This window comes from Arthrobacter sp. SRS-W-1-2016 (genome assembly GCF_002009585.1).
GTDB classification, from domain to species: domain Bacteria; phylum Actinomycetota; class Actinomycetes; order Actinomycetales; family Micrococcaceae; genus Arthrobacter; species Arthrobacter bambusae_A.
The window spans coordinates 1-17587 of record NZ_MTPV01000020.1 but is presented as its reverse complement, the minus strand read 5'-3'; the positions used below and the strand labels follow the sequence as shown (position 1 = coordinate 17587).

The following is a 17587-nucleotide window of genomic DNA, read 5'->3' as shown; positions in this document are numbered from 1 at the left end:
CACCCTCTCAAGGAGCGGGTGCCGGCATCGACGGCGGTGGAACTTTCGGTGCGGACCAAGCGTGGGAATTGGTAGCGTGAACTATCACTTCGCACCCACAGCAAGAAGGACACCCACCATGGCACTCGGCGGCAACCCGATCTTCAACGGAAAGAATTTCCGTGGAGCCACACAGGCTCCGCCTGTTCCCAGCTACTCCCACGGCCAGCCCCAGTACGGCCAGCCCCAGTATGGCCAAAACCAGTACGGCCAGCCCCAATACGGCCAAAACCAGTACGGCCAGCCGGCTTGGACCGCTCAGCAGCCCATGACGAGCGATCAGCTGCAGCAGATGTACAACCAGCCCGCGGCCGGTCCGGCCGAGACGGGCCGTATGACTTTCGACGACGTCATCGTCAAGACCGCGGCCTGCCTTGCGGTGCTGTTGATTGGCGCAGCCGTCACCTTGTTCGTTGCTCCCGGCACGGCAAACCTCCTCATGGTTGTCGGCGCGTTGGGTGGCTTCGCGTTGGGCATGGTCAACTCCTTCAAGAAGCAGCCTTCGCCGGCGTTGATCCTGGCTTATGCCGGCCTTGAGGGCTTGTTCCTCGGAGGCCTGACCCGCCTGCTGGACGGTATGTTCCCGGGCGTTGGCCTGCAGGCAGTCATTGGCACCCTCGCGGTGTTCGGCGTAACCTTGGCTCTCTTCAAGAGCGGCAAGGTGCGCGCCACCCCCAAGGCAATGCGCTTCTTCATGATCGCCGTCCTCGGCTACCTCGTCTTCTCGGTGATCAACATGGTCCTGCTGTGGACCGGCGCCGTCCAGTCGCCGTTCGGCCTGAGCAGCAGCGTGCACATCTTCGGCATCCCGCTGGGCGTCTTCATCGGGATCCTGGCCATCGGCCTGGCGGCGTTCTCGTTGGTCATGGACTTCACGAGCATTGAGCAGGGCGTCCGGCAAGGTGCTTCGGAGAAGTACTCCTGGACGGCCGCTTTTGGCCTGACCGTCACGCTCGTATGGCTCTACGTGGAAATCATCCGCCTGTTGGCGATCCTGCGGGGCGACGACTAACCTCCCAGGATTGGCTCAGCCTAATGCCCCTGAAGATGCGTCTTTGGGGGCATTACGCGTGTGCGAACTCCCGGGGCCTAAGACAGCCGCTCGAAGACCACCGCCATGCCCTGCCCACCGCCGACGCACAGGGTCGCCAGTCCCAAGGTCCCATCCCGTTCCCGGAGGCCGTTGAGCAAGGTGGTGGTCATCCGGGCGCCTGTCATGCCAAACGGGTGACCCAGGGCGATGGCGCCGCCATGAACGTTGAGCTTCTCCGGATCGATGCCGAGTTCACGGGCGCTCGCCACCACCTGGACGGCGAAGGCCTCGTTGAGCTCAACGAGGTCGATGTCCGCCATGCTAAGGCCCGCCAAGGCCAAGGCCCGGCGCGAGGACTCCACGGGTCCCATGCCCATGAGTTCCGGGGAAAGTGCACTGACGCCGGTCGAGACGATGCGTGCCAGCGGCTCGAGGCCAAGCTCCCGGGCCCTGACGTCGCTCATGATCACCACGGCGGCGGCACCATCGTTGAGCGGGCATGCGTTGCCGGCCGTCACTGTCCCTTCCTTCCGGAAGACAGGCTGCAAGGCGCTGACCGCTTCAAGCGTGACGTCGGAGCGCGGTGAATCGTCGCGCTCCACGACGGTTCCGTCCTTGCGGGTGTAAGGCGTGATCTCGCGGGCGTAGAAACCGGAGGCAACGGCCGCTTCTGCCCGGTTCTGGCTCCGGACCGCCCACAGATCCTGCTCTTCCCGGCTGATTCCGTGGCTCGTGGCGACGTTTTCCGCCGTCTGTCCCATTGCGATGTAGACGTCCGGCATCCGTCCACCCAGGCGGGGATCCGTCCATGGGGTGTTGGACCCGGCGCGGGCAGTCGTGCGGGCACGCGCCGCCTCAAACAAGGGGTTGTGCAGGCTGGTGTCCGTTTCGCCTGCCCCGACCCAGTTCTGGTAACGCGACACGGACTCGACCCCCGCCGAGACGAAGGCGTGGCCTTCCCCGGAGCGGATGGCGTGGAAGGCCATCCGCAGGGTCTGCAGGCTCGAGGCGCAAAAGCGGTTGATCGTGGCTGCGGGGACGGTGTCCAGGCCGGTCAGCACGGTCACCACCCGGGCCATGTTCGAACCGGCTTCGCCGCTGGGTTCGGCGCAACCAAGATAGAGGTCATCGAGGCCGCGCCCGTCCAGTGCTCCCGGATCGAAAGCCGGTATCTTGGCCAGCGCGGCAGTCACCATGGCCGCGGCGAGGTCATCGGGGCGTTCGTCCTTGAGGGACCCTTTGAAGGCCCGTCCGATGGGGCTTCTGGCGGTGGAAACGATGACGGCCTCAGTCATGCCCCCAGCTTACGCCGGGGCCGGTTCGCCGAAGGCGGCGAATGAGCCGACGTCAGGCGAGGCGTGCGGCCCCGTCGGCCGGGGTCACGGTGAAGATGTCCGGCGTCGTAAAACCGGCCGCAGCGAAGGCGCGTACGACGGCGTCGCGCACCTCTTGCTCATGGCCCACCGGGGTGAGGGCGATGGCCGAGCCGCCGAAACCGCCTCCCGTCATCCGGGCACCGATGGCTCCGTGGGCGCGGGACGTTTCCACGGCGAGGTCGAGTTCCGGGCACGATATCTCGAAGTCATCGCGCATGGAGGCGTGGCTCGCATCCAGGAGCCTGCCGATGTGGGCGGGTCCCTGGGTGGTGAGGCGTTCCACGGTCTGCAGCACGCGGTCGTTCTCCGTGACGATGTGCCGCACCCGCCGGAAAGTCGTGCTGTCCAGGAGGCCGCTGGCTTCCTCCAGATCGCCGACGCCCACGTCTCGGAGGGCCGGGACTCCCAGTACCTGCGCCCCGAGTTCGCAGGAAGCCCGGCGGGAGGCATAGCCGCCGTCGGCATGGGAATGGGAGACCTTGGTGTCGATGACCAGCAGCACGAGCCCGGCTTCTTCGGCGTCGAAGGGCACCAGTTGCACGCTTTGGTCGCGGCAGTCCAGGAAGACCGCATGGCCCTTTGACCCGCGGAGCGAGGCGGACTGGTCCATGATTCCGGTGGGGGCGCCCACGAAGTCGTTTTCGGCCCGCTGCGTCGCCAGGACCATGTCTTCGGCTCCGAGTCCCGCCCCGCTCAGCTCGTTGAGGGCCGAGATGACTGCGCATTCGATGGCGTGCGAGGAGGACAGCCCGGCGCCCAGGGGGACATTCGAATCCATGAGGAGGTCGAAGCCCGGGACAAGGACGCCGCGTTGCTGCAAGGCCCAAACCACGCCGAGCGGGTACTTCGTCCAGCCGTGGGCTGCTTTCGGAGCCAACATGTCCACGTCGGCCTCGACCATGCCCTGCCCGCCGAAAGTGGACAGCAGACGGACCCGTGAATCATGGCGGATCCGGACCGCAACCTTCGCGGTCTTGTCGATCGCGAAGGGCAACACGAAACCTTCGTTGTAATCGGTGTGCTCGCCGATCAGGTTCACGCGTCCCGGTGCCTGCCACACGCCGTCGGGGGCTGAACCGAAAGTCGACTCGAAAAGCCCGGACAAGGCGCCCACGGCGGGGGCGTCGGGAGTGGAAGTCATGCTGGGGCCCCTTCAGGAATAGCACGCTGCGAATCGCTGGCGACGGCGCGCAGCCGGTCTGCCACGGATTCGGGCGTGGTGTCGTTGATGAAGGCTCCCATGGCGGCCTCGGAACCGGCAAGGTACTTGAGCTTGTCGGCGGCACGGCGCGGGGAGGTGAGTTGCAAATGCAGGTGCCCGGAGGGCCTCAAAGCGGGATCCAAGGGTGCCTGGTGCCAGGCGGAAATGTACGGCGTGGGGGTTGGATACAGGGCGTCCAGGCGCTTGAGCAGCTCAAGGTAGACGTGGGCCAGTTCGTCGCGTTCTTCGCCGCTCAGGGCCGCGAGGTCCGGAACCTGCCGATGCGGGACGAGGTGCACCTCCAGCGGCCAACGGGCGGCGAACGGTACGTAGGCACTGAAATGCTCTGCTTCGAGCACCATGCGGCTCCCGTCCAGCCGTTCGGCTTTGAGGATCGAGGACGTCAGCGACTCCCGGCCCTTGGAGTTGTCGAAGTACCGGCTGGCGGCGGCACCGAGGCTCGCCGCGCGGGGAGTGACGTAGGGGTAGGCATAGATCTGTCCGTGCGGGTGGTGGAGCGTTACCCCGATGTCCGCACCCCGGTTTTCGAACGGGAACACCTGCTGGATTCCGGGGAGCGCGCTGAGCGCCTCGGTCCTGTGCGCCCACGCCTCAATGACCGTGCGGGCCCTGGTTTCGCCGAGTTCGGCAAAGGAGCCGGTGTGGCTGGGGGTGAACGAGACCACTTCGCAGCGGCCGTAGGCGGGGCCCGAGGTGCCCCAAGCCGGCGTGCCGGGGATCGTCCCGACCGCGGGTCCCAGCGAGGGGAAGCGGTTCTCGAAGACCACGACGTCGTAGTCCGGCGCGGGGATTTCGGAAGGGTTCGCGGCAGTGGTGGGGCAGATCGGACATTGGTCCGCGGGCGGCAGGTGGGTGCGGCTTTGGCGGTGGGCCGCGACGGCGACCCATTCGCCGCTCAGGGCGTCGAAACGCAACTCGCCCGGATCGGCGCGCGGCGGCAGCTCGCGGTGATCTGTCAGTGAGCCGGCGTCGCGCTCCGGTGAGCCGGCGTCGTCGAAATAGATCAGCTCCCGGCCATCGGCGAGACGCGTGCTGGTAAGGCGAGTCATGGATTCATGGTGCCATAGAGTGCTCAAAAAGGCAAAATATCTAACAAAAAGGAACATTAAGGGTGAGGCAGGCAACGCGAGCGATGCAGTACGGTGGTGCCATGCCTCCCACAACACCATTGCCCGCGCCGGGCGACGAGACCGTATCCCGCCGCTTTGCCAGCGGGCGCCAGTTCGAGATCATCCGCGGCGACGCGCTCGCCGTCGTCACCGAACTCGCTGCAGGTTTGCGGTTGTTCAGCCGCGACGGCGTCCAGCTCACCGAGAGCTACGGCGACGGGCAGCTGCCGCCGGGTGCCACCGGAATCACCCTGGCTCCGTGGGCCAACCGGATCGAGGACGGTATCTGGTACCTCGACGGGAAGAAGCAACAACTGGACATCACCGAGGTGTCCCGCAACAACGCGAGCCACGGGCTCCTGCGCAACTCGTCGTACGCCCTCGTGGCGGAAGACGAGTTCTCCGTGACCCTCGAAGCCGTGATCTTCCCGCAGCACGGCTACCCCTTCCTGGCCCGGCACCGGGTCCATTACGAGATCGACGCCGGGCTCGCTCTACGGGTCTCCCAGACTTTCATCAACGATTCGGACGCACCCGCGCCTTTCGTGCTCGGCGCGCACCCGTATTTGCGCATCGGGGACGTTGCGCCGGAAGAGATGGTCCTGACTGTCCACGCCAGAACGCGGCTCGTGGCCGACGAGCGGCTCATTCCGCGGAGCTCGGTGCCTGTTTCCGGTGAGTTTGATTTTGGCGGCGGCCGGAGCGTGGGCAGCCTGGACGTCGATGTGTCGTTCACCGATCTGGAGTTCGACGGCGGCATCGCCCGCCAAACGCTCTCGGCGCCTGACGGCCGCAGCGTCTCCCTGGAGCAGGACGAAAACTGCGCCTTCGCCCACGTCTTCGTCACGGACACTTTTCCCGGCCGCTCCAAGGCGGTAGCGATCGAGCCCATGACCGGTCCGGCGAACGCCTTCAACTCGGGGGAGGGCCTCCGATGGCTTGGACCAGGGGAGGCCTTCACCATGAGGTGGGGAATTGTGGGCGCGCTGTAGATGGGTTTCCCATCCGGCACTCCCTGCGGAATTATGGGTGAATGACGCCACGACAGGACGCCACCCCTCCACGTGACACCATTTCGGCGATGTCCGGACCAATGTCCGAGCATCACATCGCGCAAGACATTCCATACGGAGTGCGGATTGCCGCCGCGTGGGCCTGGCGGGTGGGCCTCATCATGGTGGTGGTGGGAGCCCTCACCTGGCTGTTGGGGAGGGTCAGCTTCCTGATCATCCCGCTCATGGTCGCTTCCCTCCTGGCTGGCTTGCTCTACCCCGTCACGGGGTGGCTCAGGACGCTCAAGATGCCGCAAGGTGCGGCCGTCGCCATCACGGTGGTGGGATTCCTCGGGGTCATTGCCGGAGCCCTGGCGTTGGTGGGGCGGCAGCTTGCCGCGGGGTTCGGCGAGCTGTGGCAGGAAGCCTTTGCCGGCATCCAGCAAATCCAGGCGTGGCTCGCTGACGGGCCGCTGCACCTGACCGCGGACCAGATCGACACGTACATCCAGAGCGCAACCTCGGCCTTGCAGAACAACAGCAGCAGCATCCTGAGCGGTGCACTGTCCTTCGGTAGTTCTGCCGGGCATTTCGCCGCGGGCATGGTCCTGGCCCTCTTCATCCTGATCTTCTTCCTTCTGGAAGGATCCCGGATCTGGCGGTTCATTGTAGGACTCCTGCCCAGGACTGCCCGCGCAGCGGCTTACGGTGCGGGCAAGCGCGGCTGGTCGTCCATGGTCAGCTACGTGCGCATCCAGATGTTCGTGGCGTTCGTGGACGCCGTGGGGATCGGCGTCGGGGCCGCCATCATCCAGGTTCCCCTCGCCTTGCCCCTGGGTGTCCTGGTGTTCATCGGTTCATTTATCCCGGTGGTCGGTGCCCTCGTGACGGGAGCCATTGCCGTGCTCCTGGCTTTGGTGGCCAACGGTCCCCTGAACGCGCTCGGCATGTTGGCCATCGTGTTGTTCGTGCAGCAGCTCGAAAGCCATATCCTCCAGCCGCTCATCATGGGCAAAGCCGTGTCGTTGCATCCCGTCGCCGTGATCTTGTCAGTCGCAGCCGGTTCATACCTGGCCGGAATCCCGGGAGCGCTCTTCGCGGTTCCGCTCCTCGCCGTAGCAAATACGGCGGTTCGCTATATTGCCGCGCGGACGTGGGAACATGAGGAAGGACTGATGACGGCGTACGCCGGCGCAGGGACTGCAGAACCGGACTTCGATGAGGACCCCACCATCAAGGAAGTCCACCGTCCCGGCGCCAACGCGGCCGCACGGTCCAACAGCGGTGAAGGCGCCGCAGGTCAGCACGCGGCTGCGGAACGGACATTCCCCAAGGATGCCGCAGCGCACACCAACAAAGGAGACTAACCCGTGAATACCCTCGATACCCTGCCCGTCACCCTGGACGATGTCCTTAAGGCGCGGGAGCTGCTCGAGGGCATTATTACCAAGACCCCCATCGAGTCCTCGCGGGCCTTGGGAGCCATGGTAGGCGGCGAGGTCTTCTTCAAATGCGAAAACCTCCAGCGGGCAGGTTCCTTCAAGGTCCGTGGTGCCTACGTGCGGATGGCGCGCCTGTCGGACGAGGACAAGAAGCGCGGCGTGGTCGCGGCTTCGGCAGGCAACCACGCCCAAGGTGTTGCCGTGGCGGCGAAGAGCCTGGGCATCAAGGCTCGCATCTACATGCCGCTCGGCGTGGCGCTTCCGAAGCTCGCTGCGACCCGCAGCCACGGAGCGGAAGTCATCCTCCACGGTCACAACGTCGATGAGGCCCTGGCCGAGGCGCAGCGCTACGCGGACGAAACGGGCGCCGTCTTTGTCCACCCCTTCGACAACGTCGACGTCGTGGCGGGCCAGGGAACGGTAGGGCTCGAAATCCTGGACCAGGTCCCCAATGTCGACACCGTCCTCATGGGCGTCGGCGGCGGCGGTCTGCTGGCCGGAGTCGCCGTCGCGATCAAAGCGAGGGCCAGGGAACTGGGACGCGAGATCCGGATCATCGGCGTACAGGCCGAGAACGCGGCCGCCTACCCGCCGTCGCTCGCCGCCGATGCCCTGGTGCCGCTCAAGAAGGTTTCCACGATGGCGGATGGCATCGCCGTCGGACGCCCCGGCCAGCTGCCGTTCAGCATCATCCGCGAACTTGTGGACGACGTCGTCACCGTGAGTGAAGACTCCTTGGCCCGGGCGCTCATCTTCCTGCTCGAGCGCGCCAAGATGGTGGTTGAGCCGGCCGGTGCCGTCGGCGTCGCTGCCCTCATGGACGGCAAGATCGAAAACCCGGGGACCACCGCCGTCATTCTCTCCGGCGGCAACATCGATCCCATGCTGATGCTCAAGGTGATCCAGCGCGGCCTCTCGGCTGCGGGACGCTATATGACCGTGCGCATGATGCTGGATGACAGGCCGGGTTCCTTGGCCACGATCGCCCGCATCATCGCCGAGAACGATGCCAACGTGACCGGCCTGGACCACACCCGGGTGGGAGGCGCGATCAGCATGGGCGACGTCTCCATCACCGTCAACCTGGAAACCAAGGGCCATGAGCACAGCGAGCAGGTCCTGGCAGCCCTTCGCGCGGAGGGCTTCCACCCGATCGTGGTGCACTGACGCCGTAACCCAGCCCAACTGACTCGCATTTGTTGTCGTTATGAGCCTTCAAAACGACAACAACTGCGAGTCAGTTGGGGGAACACAAAGCAAAACGCCGGCCCGCCCCGCGAAGGGGTGGGCCGGCGTCGTTGTTTTTGCGGAGCTATTAGCCGGCGAACGGCTTGGCGGAAACGATCTCCACCGGAATTTCCTTGCCATTGGGAGCGACGTAGCTGAGCTTGTCGCCCTCCTTGTGGCCCATGATCGCCACGCCCAGCGGGGACTTCTCGCTGAAGACGTTGAGATCTGAATCGCCGGCGATTTCGCGGGATCCCAGCAGGAAGGTTTCTTCGTCACCGGCGATGCGCGCGACGACGACCATGCCCTGCTCGACGATTCCGTCATCGGCCGGAGCTTCCCCGACCTGGGCGTCGCGCAGCAGCACGGTCAGCTGGCGGATGCGGGCCTCGATCTTGCCCTGTTCTTCCTTCGCGGCGTGGTATCCACCGTTTTCCTTGAGGTCGCCTTCCTGACGGGCGGCTTCGATCTTCTGTACGATCTCCGCACGGCCAGGGCCGGAAAGGTGGTCCAGCTCTGCCTTCAGGCGGTCAAATGCGTCCTGGGTAAGCCAAGCTGCAGGCGCGCTGTTGGTGGTCGACACGGACTTCTCCTTATGGATCTGACAAGCAAAGACCCCGCCGGTGCAGGCCACTCGTGGAACTCAGCAACCAACTCAGCGGGGTTAAGGTATTGATCCAGTGTAGTCAATCCTGTGGACAAACCCAAGCTCACTGAGTCGCGGGTCACACCTTTGCTATTTGCCGCTGTCCACAATCCAGCAGTTGTCCACGACGGCGGACACGGCCGCGGACTCGGTACGCAGGATGGTCCTCTGGGCGGTTGTCTGGCCGCCGTCGGCGCCGTCCTTGGGGGCATTCGGGCCGATCTGGACAACCTTCCAGCCGACCACCCCGAACCCGGAGTCCATGGCCTTGACCGCGCATTTTGCGGTGGCGCCAGGGTTCTTGGTGACCTGGAAATCGACCGAAAGCTGGGTGGCATCGGTGGCGCTGTAGCCGATGTCCTTGAATGACACAGACGACTGCGAAGAAGACGTGGCGACCCAGAACAAGAGCCCGATGGCCACGAGGAGTACAGCGATGAAGATGTTGCGTTTGGTCTTTCCCCCGAAAGCGCGCTTTTGGCTGCCGTAGCGATTGGCTAGGCTGGTAGTTGCCGGCAGCGCCGTGCCCGAGGGGTCTTCCGAAGTCACCCACCTAGTTTAGTGGGCTTCTGGCGCGTCCCTGCACACGGCGGAGCCGCACGCGTTGGAAACACCTGATCAGCACAGCCACAAGCAAGCCCAGAACAGCATGACCCGGAAAGAGGAACCGTACCGGATGAGCACATCCACCAGCCCCGACACGCAGCTCCGCCTGCTCGCCGTCCACGCACACCCGGACGACGAATCAAGCAAGGGCGCGGCAACCATGGCGATGTACGCGGCTTCCGGGGTGGAAGTGATGGTGGCCACCTGCACTGATGGTTCCCGCGGGGACATCCAGAACCCGGCCATGGAGTCGGCTCCGCACCCGAAGCGGGACATGGCAGGCGCGCGCCGCTTGGAAATGAAGCAGGCCGCCGCGGTCTTGGGAATCAAGCAGCGTTGGCTCGGCTTCGTGGATTCCGGACTGCCCGACGGCGATCCGTTGCCGCCCCTGCCCAACGGCTGCTTTGCGCTTCAGCCCCTTGAGCGGGCGGCAGCACCGCTCGTCCGCTTGGTCCGCGATTTCAAGCCACACGTCATGGTGAGCTACGACGAAAACGGCGGCTACCCTCATCCGGACCACATCATGGCCCACAAGGTTGCCGTCGAAGCTTTCCGCGCGGCGGGAGACCCGGAGCGGTACCCGGGGACGGGCGAAAGCTGGGCGCCCAGCAAGCTGTACTACGACCGCGCCTTCAGCCCCGACCGTTTCCGTGCCTTGCATTTCGCGCTCGAAGAGGCCGGGCTGCAATCGCCGTACGCCGAACGCTTGGCGACCTGGCTGGAAGCCGATGCGGAAGGGCACACTCCGCCGCGGCCGATGCACCAGACCACCACGCAGGTGGATTGCGGCGACTACTTCGAGGCCCGCGACGACGCACTCCGGGCCCACCGGACGCAGGTTGATCCGCTTGGCTTCTTCTTCGCGGTGTCCCCGGAGATGCAGCGCAGGGCCTGGCCGTGGGAGGACTACACGCTGATCGACTCCCGGATCCCGGCCGAACTGCCCGAAAAGGACCTGTTCGCAGGGCTAAGATAGGATCGCCGGCGATTTCTATCAAGCGTAGAAGTCGCCATCCGGCTGGAAACTCCCATAGAAGGTTTGAACCGTGCACCACTTTCTCATCGCCCTGGCCACGACCCCGTCGCCTACCCCGACCCCGTCGCTGCGCCCCGGCCTGTCGGAAGACCAGGTGACCCCGGGAACCTGGGGTTTCGTCCTGACTGCCTTCATCGTGGTGCTCACGACCTTCCTGATCGTGGACATGGTCCGCCGGATCCGGCGGGTCCGCTACCGCGCCCAGGTCGAGGAAGCACTCGTTGGCGGGACTGACGGCGCTGAGGCAGACGGAATCGTCCAGGGCAAGCCGGACGCAGAAGAGTCCGACGGCGATGCCGGTTCCGGAGCCCGCTGACCCGGGAACCACCCGGGAATGGCCGGGGGCGTCCAACGCCCTTGGCTCGGAACCGTCCGCCTATCTCCGCCAGCATGCGCACAACCCCGTGCACTGGCGGCCGTTCGGCGATGAGGCCTTCGCGTTCGCGGCGGCCCGCGATGTTCCCGTCTTTCTCTCCATTGGCTATGCCGCGTGCCATTGGTGCCACGTCATGGCCCACGAGTCCTTCGAAGACCAGGACACCGCCGACTACCTGAACGCACGGTTCGTGGCCATCAAGGTGGACCGCGAAGAACGCCCGGACGTGGACTCGATCTACATGGCAGCCACCCAGGCCATCAGCGGCGAGGGCGGCTGGCCGATGTCCGTCTTCCTGACGCCCGAAGGCCTGGCCTTCCACGCAGGCACCTATTTCCCGCCAACGGCCCGGCCCGGGAGGCCGTCCTTCCGCCAAGTGCTTGAAGCGGTCCACGAGGCGTGGCTGGAACGCCGGGACGCCGTCGAGCAGAACGCGCGGATGCTCGCCGTCGGCATGGCGAATGCCCAGCTCGCCTCGGCGGTATTCCTCGACAGGTCGCCCGAAAGCCTGGACAAAAGCCTGCTGTCCGAAGCCGTGCGGCTTCTCGCCCGCTCGGAGGACCCCGACGGCGGCGGCTTCGGCGGCGCTCCCAAGTTCCCGCCGTCGGCGGTTCTCGAGTTCCTGATACGTCACGCTGCCGTGCCGTCGGACACTTCGGACGCCGCCCGCGACATGGCCGGCCGCACTCTCGCCGCCATGGCCCGTTCCGCGCTGTGCGACCAGCTCGACGGCGGTTTCGCGCGGTATTCAGTGACCGCGGATTGGTCCGTGCCGCATTTCGAGAAGATGCTCTACGACAATGCCCAGCTGCTCCGCGCCTACGTCCACTGGGTCCGGCTCCAGGGTGATTGGGTCCTGCCGGCCGGCGAGGCCGCGAGTGTGGCGTCGCGGGTGGCGGACTGGATGCTGGACTCGCTCGGCGTGGGTAATCCGGCAGCCCCGGACGGACTCGCATCCTCGCTCGACGCCGATACCGTGGTGGACGGGGTGCACCACGAAGGGGCGTCCTACCTGTGGACTCCGGCGGCCCTCGAGGCCGTGCTTGGCCCGGGGGACGGTGCCGCCGTGGCCCGCATGATGAACGTGGGGCCGTCCGGAACGGTCTCGGAGCTTGGATCTCCGCTCCATCCCGGGCGCCAACTGTCCGGGGCGGAACTGACGTTGTGGAACCGCGTCAGGCCCGTCTTGCGCGCCGCTCGCTCGGCGCGCCCCCAGCCGGCGCGGGACGACAAGGTCGTGGCAGGCTGGAACGGCCTGGCGATCGCGGCGCTTGCCGAAGCCGGTGCGATCCTGGACCGGCCGGAACTGGTGACCGCAGCGGAGAGCCTCGCCGAATACCTGGTGCGCGTGCATTGGCGTGCGGCGGCCGATGCGCCCGCAGAAGCTGGCGCTGGGGTACTGGTCAGGGTCTCGCACGACGGCGCTGCGCGAGGGATTACCGGCTTATTGGAAGACTATGCGTTTTGCGCCGAAGGCTTCCTGGCTCTCTACGCCGTGACCGGCCGGCGTCGTTGGTATGGATTGGCGGAGGAGCTGATCAGGGGAGCCTGCGCGCGCTTCGTGGTGGACGGCAGGTTGTCGGATTCCGTGGGGGAGTCGGCCCAGGTATTCAACGCGCAGGGCCAGCACGCAGGCCTGGATCCCTTCGACAACGCGGCGCCGAGCGGGGCAGCGGCCTTTGCCGGGGTGCTGCTGAGCTATGCGGTTTACTCCGGTTCACACGAGCACCGAGCAATGGCAAGCAACATCCTGTCGCTCCTGCCGCCCGTAGCCGGACGGGCACCACGGGTTGCGGGATGGCTGCTGGCGACCGCCCAGGCGGCCGCGGCCGGCCCCATAGAGGCGGCTGTGTCCGGCCCTCCGGGCCAACAGCAGCGGGAACTCCATCGCGCCCTGTTGGCCTCGCCGAGCCCGGGGATGGTGGTGGCCGTCCAGCTCGAAATGGTTGGCGATGCAGCCGCCGACGACGGCGCGCCGCCCGGCGACCGCGCCGCCGAACCGGAGGTGCCGCTGCTTGAGTCCCGCCCTCCTGCCGGGGACGGCTCGCCTCAGGTGTATTTGTGCCGGGGGATGGTGTGTGACCTGCCGCTTGGCTCCGTCGAGGAACTCGTGCAGCGCCTTGACGCGATGACAGAGGCCGCCGGCTAGCTCAGTACGGCAATCATGATCGCGGCGAAATGTGCGGCGAAGGCCAGCACCGTGAGGGCATGGAAGAGCTCATGGAAGCCGAAGTTCAACGGACTGAAGTTGGGCCTTTTGATCCCGTAGAAAACCGCGCCGGCGATGTAGAGGACCCCGCCCACGCAGATCAGGATTGCGGCTGGCACGTTCGCTGCAAAGAACTCCGGCAAGTAGAACAATGCCCCGCAGCCCAGGGCAACATAGATGGGCACGTAGAGCCAACGTGGGGCGCCGGTCCAGAGTACCCGGAAGAGCACTCCCGCCAGCGCTCCGGACCAGATCACCCACAGCAGGAGCACGGCCTTGGGATGCTCCAGCAGCGACCACGCGAGCGGAGTGTAGCTGCCCGCGATCACCAGCATGATGTTGGTGTGGTCCAGGCGCTTGAGGACCATCCTGGCTTTCGGCTCCCAATTGCCGCGGTGGTAGACGGCGGACACGCCGAAGAGCAGCACGCCCGTCAAAGCGTAGATGGCGGAGGCGATTTTGCGATCTGTCGTAGGCGCCAAAGTTACAAGGACGATCCCAGCCGCGACGGCGAATGGCGTGGCCACAGCATGTATCCAGCCCCGCCAGCTTGGCTTGATTATGAGCAGCTCCGACATCGTTAAAGCGTAACCCGCTCACGGATAAGTTACTGCGGAGTAATGCGTTGTGCGACCGTTTTCCGCTGCCCGGGTGTGCCGACTGGCCAGCTGGGGAAGGTAGCCTTGGTGGTGCGCCTACGGCAGCAGTCCGGAGGTGGCGATTGTTGTGTGACTAAAGGCCGACTGCCCACCGGGCCGGCCGCCGTCGTTGTTTTATTCGGTTTTTACGTGCTGTTCAAAGGAAGTCAGGTGAGTGTCCGGATGGAGTGGCCCGGCTTCCTCTACGGCTTCTACGAGCGCAAACTGCTCCGTTCCCTCGAGCAGGAAAAGATTCCCAGGCACATTGGCGTCATGGTGGACGGCAACCGCCGTTGGGCGCGGCAATTCAACGCTCCAACCAGCGAAGGCCACCAAGCAGGCGCGGACAAGATCCACGAATTCCTCGGCTGGTGCCAGGAACTCGGGGTCAAAGTCGTCACGCTGTACATGCTCTCGACGGACAACATGAACCGCTCGGGTGAAGAGCTTGAACTGCTCATGGGAATCATCGCCAACACCCTCGACCGCCTGGATGACGACGCCAATATCTCGGTCCATGCCATGGGTGCGCCCGAACTGCTTCCGGACTATCTCGCCGATCGGCTCACCAAACTCACGGCCCGCACTCCGATCCGCGAGCGGCTCCACGTGAACGTGGCCGTCGGTTACGGCGGACGGCGCGAAATCGTCGACGCGGTGCGGGAACTGCTGCACGACGCCGTCGCGCACGGCCGCGACATCACCGAGCTGGCCGATGAACTTTCCGTGGACGACATCTCGCGTTTCCTCTACACGCGCGGCCAGCCGGACCCCGATCTGGTGATCCGCACGTCGGGTGAACAACGCTTGTCGGGCTTCCTCATGTGGCAAAGCGCCTACAGCGAGTTCTACTTTTGCGAGGCGCTGTGGCCCGCGTTCCGCAAGGTTGACTTCCTCAGGGCCCTGCGGGATTATGCCGGCCGGCAGCGCCGCTTCGGTTCCTGACGCCGTGACCTTCCGGTGCGGCGCCGTTTACGGGAAATTCACATTTTGTCTACGCGAATCGCCGTTTGGGCTAACTGGAAATGTAATCGCACGGGAATACGTTAATCCCATCAGTAGGCAAACCGCCTGCTGATCGGGGAGGCCAGTAGATGGAGCGGATCATCGCACCAGTTACGTGGGGGGCCGCGCCCGGCCTTCCGGCCGAGCCGCCTCACGAATAAGCCGGGTTCGCCCGGGGCTGGAGTCGATGTGGCTATTTCTGAGCAACTGCCCGTAGTCGTTTCCGACGGGGAAAGTTCAGCTACCTCTCGCACCAAGCGGGCCAACAGTGGACGGACTGCACAGTCCGGGACCCCGACTGGCCGGAGCTATGTGATTGACACTTCCGTTTTGCTTTCCGATCCGCACGCCTTGTTGCGTTTCGCCGAGCACGAAGTCATTGTCCCGATCGTGGTCATCACCGAACTTGAAGGCAAACGCCACGATCCCGAGTTGGGCTACTTCGCCCGCAAGGCCCTCAGGCTCCTGGATGACTTGCGCATCGAGCACGGCGGCTTGAATCAACCCATCCCGATCGGATCCGACGGCGGCACGCTGCGCGTGGAGATGAACCATGTGTCCACCGAAGTGCTGCCGGCGGGATTCCGCGGCGCGGACAACGACAGCCGCATCCTGGCGGTCGCCAAGAACCTCGCCAACGAAGGCCACAACGTCACGGTCGTCTCCAAAGACCTCCCCATGCGCGTCAAAGCCTCCGCGATGGGGCTGTTCGCGGACGAATACCGCAATGAACTCGTCAAGGACTCCGGCTGGACCGGGATGGCGGAGATCGAGGCCAGCGAGGACGAAATCACCACCCTGTACGGGCACGAGCCGGTTTTCATCCCGGCAGCTGCCGAGTTGCCCGTCAACACGGGACTGGTGCTGCTCTCAAACCGGGGCTCCGCCTTGGGTCGCGTGGGCGCGGACAAGCAAGTGCGGCTGGTCAAGGGCGACCGTGATGTCTTCGGACTGCACGGCCGCTCGGCGGAGCAGCGGCTTGCGATCGACCTGCTCATGGATCCCAGCGTCGGAATCGTCTCGATCGGCGGCCGGGCGGGCACTGGAAAGTCGGCCCTCGCCTTGTGTGCGGGACTCGAGGCAGTCCTGGAGCGCCGGGAGCACCGCAAAGTGATCGTCTTCCGCCCCCTGTACGCGGTGGGTGGACAGGAACTCGGGTACCTCCCCGGTTCCGAGGCGGAGAAGATGAACCCCTGGGCGCAGGCGGTCTTCGACACCCTCGGTGCACTCGTCAGCCAGGAAGTCGTGGAAGAAGTCATGGACCGGGGCATGCTCGAAGTCATGCCGCTGACCCACATCCGCGGACGTTCGCTCCATGACGCCTTCGTGATCGTGGACGAGGCCCAGTCGCTCGAGAAGAACGTGCTCCTCACGGTCATGAGCCGTATCGGCCAGAACTCCAAGATCGTCCTGACCCACGACGTCGCCCAGCGGGACAACCTCCGCGTCGGCCGGCACGACGGCGTTGCCGCCGTCGTCGAGACCCTCAAGGGGCACCCGCTGTTCGGCCACATCACCCTGACCCGCTCCGAACGCTCGCCGATCGCGGCCCTCGTGACGGAACTGCTCGAAGGGGCGGAAATCTAGGCAGCATACGCGCGGAGGCCGTGGCCGGGTTCGTCGGCCACGGCCTCCGCCGATTCTTGTGCGTTTCCAGCCCAACGCGCGCTCACGTATGTCGTGTTTCCTGCGGACGCTCGCTCAGGTATGTGGGGTTTCCTGCGGACGCTCGCTCAGGTATGTGGGGTTTCCTGCTGACGCTCGCTCAGGTATGTGGGGTTTTTCCCGGACGCTCGCTCACAAGCACAGGAACTTTGCTGCGGCGTCATGGCCGTCTACTGTCAGCTTCCAGTCCGGTCTGATGAACGCTTCCGGAGTGAGGCGAACGCGTTGGACCTCGACAACGCCGGTGCCCCATTGGTCGCGGTACGTGCCGTTGAGTTCATAGCCGAGGCCGGTGGATACACCCAGGGATTGCTTGTTCCACACGGCAGCTTCCGATGTAGCGACCTCTGCCTTCAGGAAGTCGAAGGCGTAGCTGACGGCGGCAGCGCGCATTTCCTTGCCGAGGCCTTGGCCTTGCGCGTCTCTCTTGAGCCAGGAGCCGGTGGAGACCGTCTTCAACGATGCGAAGTTCTTCGCCTCCAGATCCTGGCAGCCAATGAACTCTCCTCGGTGCCAGATGCCCAGAAGGAGCGTCCATGATTCCGGATTCATTCCCGCACGGCAGCGCCAATACCATCGGGCCATGTTGGCACCCAACTCATCGCCGGGCAGTTCCGTCCAAGGGTTGCTGAAGGGCGACTTGCCAGGCGCGTGAATGCCGCTGAGTGCGGCCTCAACCGCTGCGGGGATGTCAGCGTCCCGAATAGGACGCAACTCCAGGCGGGGAGTGGTCAGGGTGAGACCGAAGAGGGGCCAGATGGCGATTAGCTCATTCATCTGGGAAGCCTAGCGGACAGGCAACCTAGGTGAGCGGGCGTTGGGCGGGAGGGGCGGATATGTGAGCGGGCGTTCGGGCAGATGGCGATTAAACAGATCTGACGCTCCCGACGACGGCTGTCCGGTAGAGCGCGGGGGGCGCCGTATCAATTAATAAAAAGATGGGGGGGGGGGGGGGGGGGGGCGGGG

16 protein-coding genes are annotated in these 17587 nt (G+C 65.3%); 9 read left to right on the top strand and 7 right to left on the bottom strand.

The genetic code is table 11. The annotated features are described in order from the left end of the window. Positions 1-118: 118 nt before the first annotated feature. On the top strand, positions 119-1051 hold the full coding sequence (locus tag BMF89_RS04905) for a Bax inhibitor-1/YccA family protein (protein WP_078105960.1): 933 nt from the start codon (positions 119-121) through the stop codon (positions 1049-1051). 77 nt (positions 1052-1128) lie between these two features. On the opposite strand, the gene BMF89_RS04900 is transcribed toward BMF89_RS04905, so the two are convergent. From BMF89_RS04900 to galT, 3 genes are read right to left on the bottom strand one after another with little or no spacing between them, the layout of a single operon-like run. Then, a complete protein-coding gene (locus BMF89_RS04900) occupies positions 1129-2367 on the bottom strand; it encodes an acetyl-CoA C-acetyltransferase (RefSeq protein WP_078105959.1) in 1239 nt (412 codons plus the stop codon). A gap of 52 nt (positions 2368-2419) precedes the next feature. Continuing rightward, positions 2420-3589: a galactokinase gene (gene galK / locus BMF89_RS04895; protein ID WP_078105958.1), complete on the bottom strand. Its 1170-nt coding sequence runs from the start codon at positions 3587-3589 to the stop codon at positions 2420-2422. After that, positions 3586-4719 carry a galactose-1-phosphate uridylyltransferase gene (gene galT, locus BMF89_RS04890; protein WP_078105957.1) on the bottom strand — a complete coding sequence of 378 codons (1134 nt, stop codon included), beginning with the start codon at positions 4717-4719 and terminating at the stop codon, positions 3586-3588. Before galT ends, galK begins: the two co-directional genes overlap by 4 nt. Before the next feature lie 101 nt (positions 4720-4820). Between galT and BMF89_RS04885 the strand changes: the two genes are divergently transcribed. The 3 genes from BMF89_RS04885 (at position 4821) to ilvA (ending at position 8380) form a co-directional block, all read left to right on the top strand. Next, positions 4821-5771, top strand: coding sequence for an aldose 1-epimerase family protein (locus BMF89_RS04885; RefSeq protein ID WP_253190708.1), 951 nt, complete (start codon positions 4821-4823; stop codon positions 5769-5771). Positions 5772-5860: 89 nt separating this feature from the next. After that, a complete protein-coding gene (locus tag BMF89_RS04880; RefSeq protein ID WP_139359547.1) occupies positions 5861-7138 on the top strand; it encodes an AI-2E family transporter in 1278 nt (425 codons plus the stop codon). 3 nt (positions 7139-7141) lie between these two features. Next, entirely contained in the window at positions 7142-8380 is a 1239-nt protein-coding gene (gene ilvA / locus BMF89_RS04875; RefSeq protein ID WP_078105954.1) for a threonine ammonia-lyase, read from the top strand. A gap of 148 nt (positions 8381-8528) precedes the next feature. Here the strand turns inward: ilvA and greA are convergent, their stop codons facing one another. Next, entirely contained in the window at positions 8529-9023 is a 495-nt protein-coding gene (gene greA, locus BMF89_RS04870; protein WP_078105953.1) for a transcription elongation factor GreA, read from the bottom strand. A gap of 153 nt (positions 9024-9176) precedes the next feature. Beyond that, entirely contained in the window at positions 9177-9635 is a 459-nt protein-coding gene (locus BMF89_RS04865; protein WP_078105952.1) for a DUF4307 domain-containing protein, read from the bottom strand. Positions 9636-9762: 127 nt separating this feature from the next. Here BMF89_RS04865 and mca point away from each other — a divergent pair, with 127 nt between their 5' ends. The 3 genes from mca (at position 9763) to BMF89_RS04850 (ending at position 13253) form a co-directional block, all read left to right on the top strand. Beyond that, positions 9763-10668 carry a mycothiol conjugate amidase Mca gene (mca, locus tag BMF89_RS04860; RefSeq protein ID WP_078105951.1) on the top strand — a complete coding sequence of 302 codons (906 nt, stop codon included), beginning with the start codon at positions 9763-9765 and terminating at the stop codon, positions 10666-10668. A gap of 70 nt (positions 10669-10738) precedes the next feature. Next, positions 10739-11044 (top strand): hypothetical protein, encoded by a 306-nt coding sequence (locus BMF89_RS04855; RefSeq protein ID WP_078105950.1) that lies wholly within the window; start codon positions 10739-10741, stop codon positions 11042-11044. Next, positions 11022-13253, top strand: a complete 2232-nt coding sequence (locus tag BMF89_RS04850) for a thioredoxin domain-containing protein (protein ID WP_078105949.1) — start codon at positions 11022-11024, stop codon at positions 13251-13253. Before BMF89_RS04855 ends, BMF89_RS04850 begins: the two co-directional genes overlap by 23 nt. On the opposite strand, the gene BMF89_RS04845 is transcribed toward BMF89_RS04850, so the two are convergent. Continuing rightward, on the bottom strand, positions 13250-13891 hold the full coding sequence (locus BMF89_RS04845; RefSeq protein ID WP_078105948.1) for a hemolysin III family protein: 642 nt from the start codon (positions 13889-13891) through the stop codon (positions 13250-13252). The two genes, BMF89_RS04850 and BMF89_RS04845, sit on opposite strands and share 4 nt — an antisense overlap. Positions 13892-14134: 243 nt before the next feature. On the opposite strand from BMF89_RS04845, the gene BMF89_RS04840 reads away from it, so the two are divergent. Then, on the top strand, positions 14135-14896 hold the full coding sequence (locus BMF89_RS04840; RefSeq protein WP_078105947.1) for an isoprenyl transferase: 762 nt from the start codon (positions 14135-14137) through the stop codon (positions 14894-14896). A 249-nt stretch (positions 14897-15145) separates the two neighbouring features. Continuing rightward, positions 15146-16543 carry a PhoH family protein gene (locus BMF89_RS04835; protein WP_078105946.1) on the top strand — a complete coding sequence of 466 codons (1398 nt, stop codon included), beginning with the start codon at positions 15146-15148 and terminating at the stop codon, positions 16541-16543. 210 nt (positions 16544-16753) lie between these two features. Here BMF89_RS04835 and BMF89_RS04830 read toward each other — a convergent pair whose 3' ends face one another. Further along, positions 16754-17398: a GNAT family protein gene (locus tag BMF89_RS04830; protein WP_078105945.1), complete on the bottom strand. Its 645-nt coding sequence runs from the start codon at positions 17396-17398 to the stop codon at positions 16754-16756. Between the last annotated feature and the right edge of the window lie 189 nt (positions 17399-17587).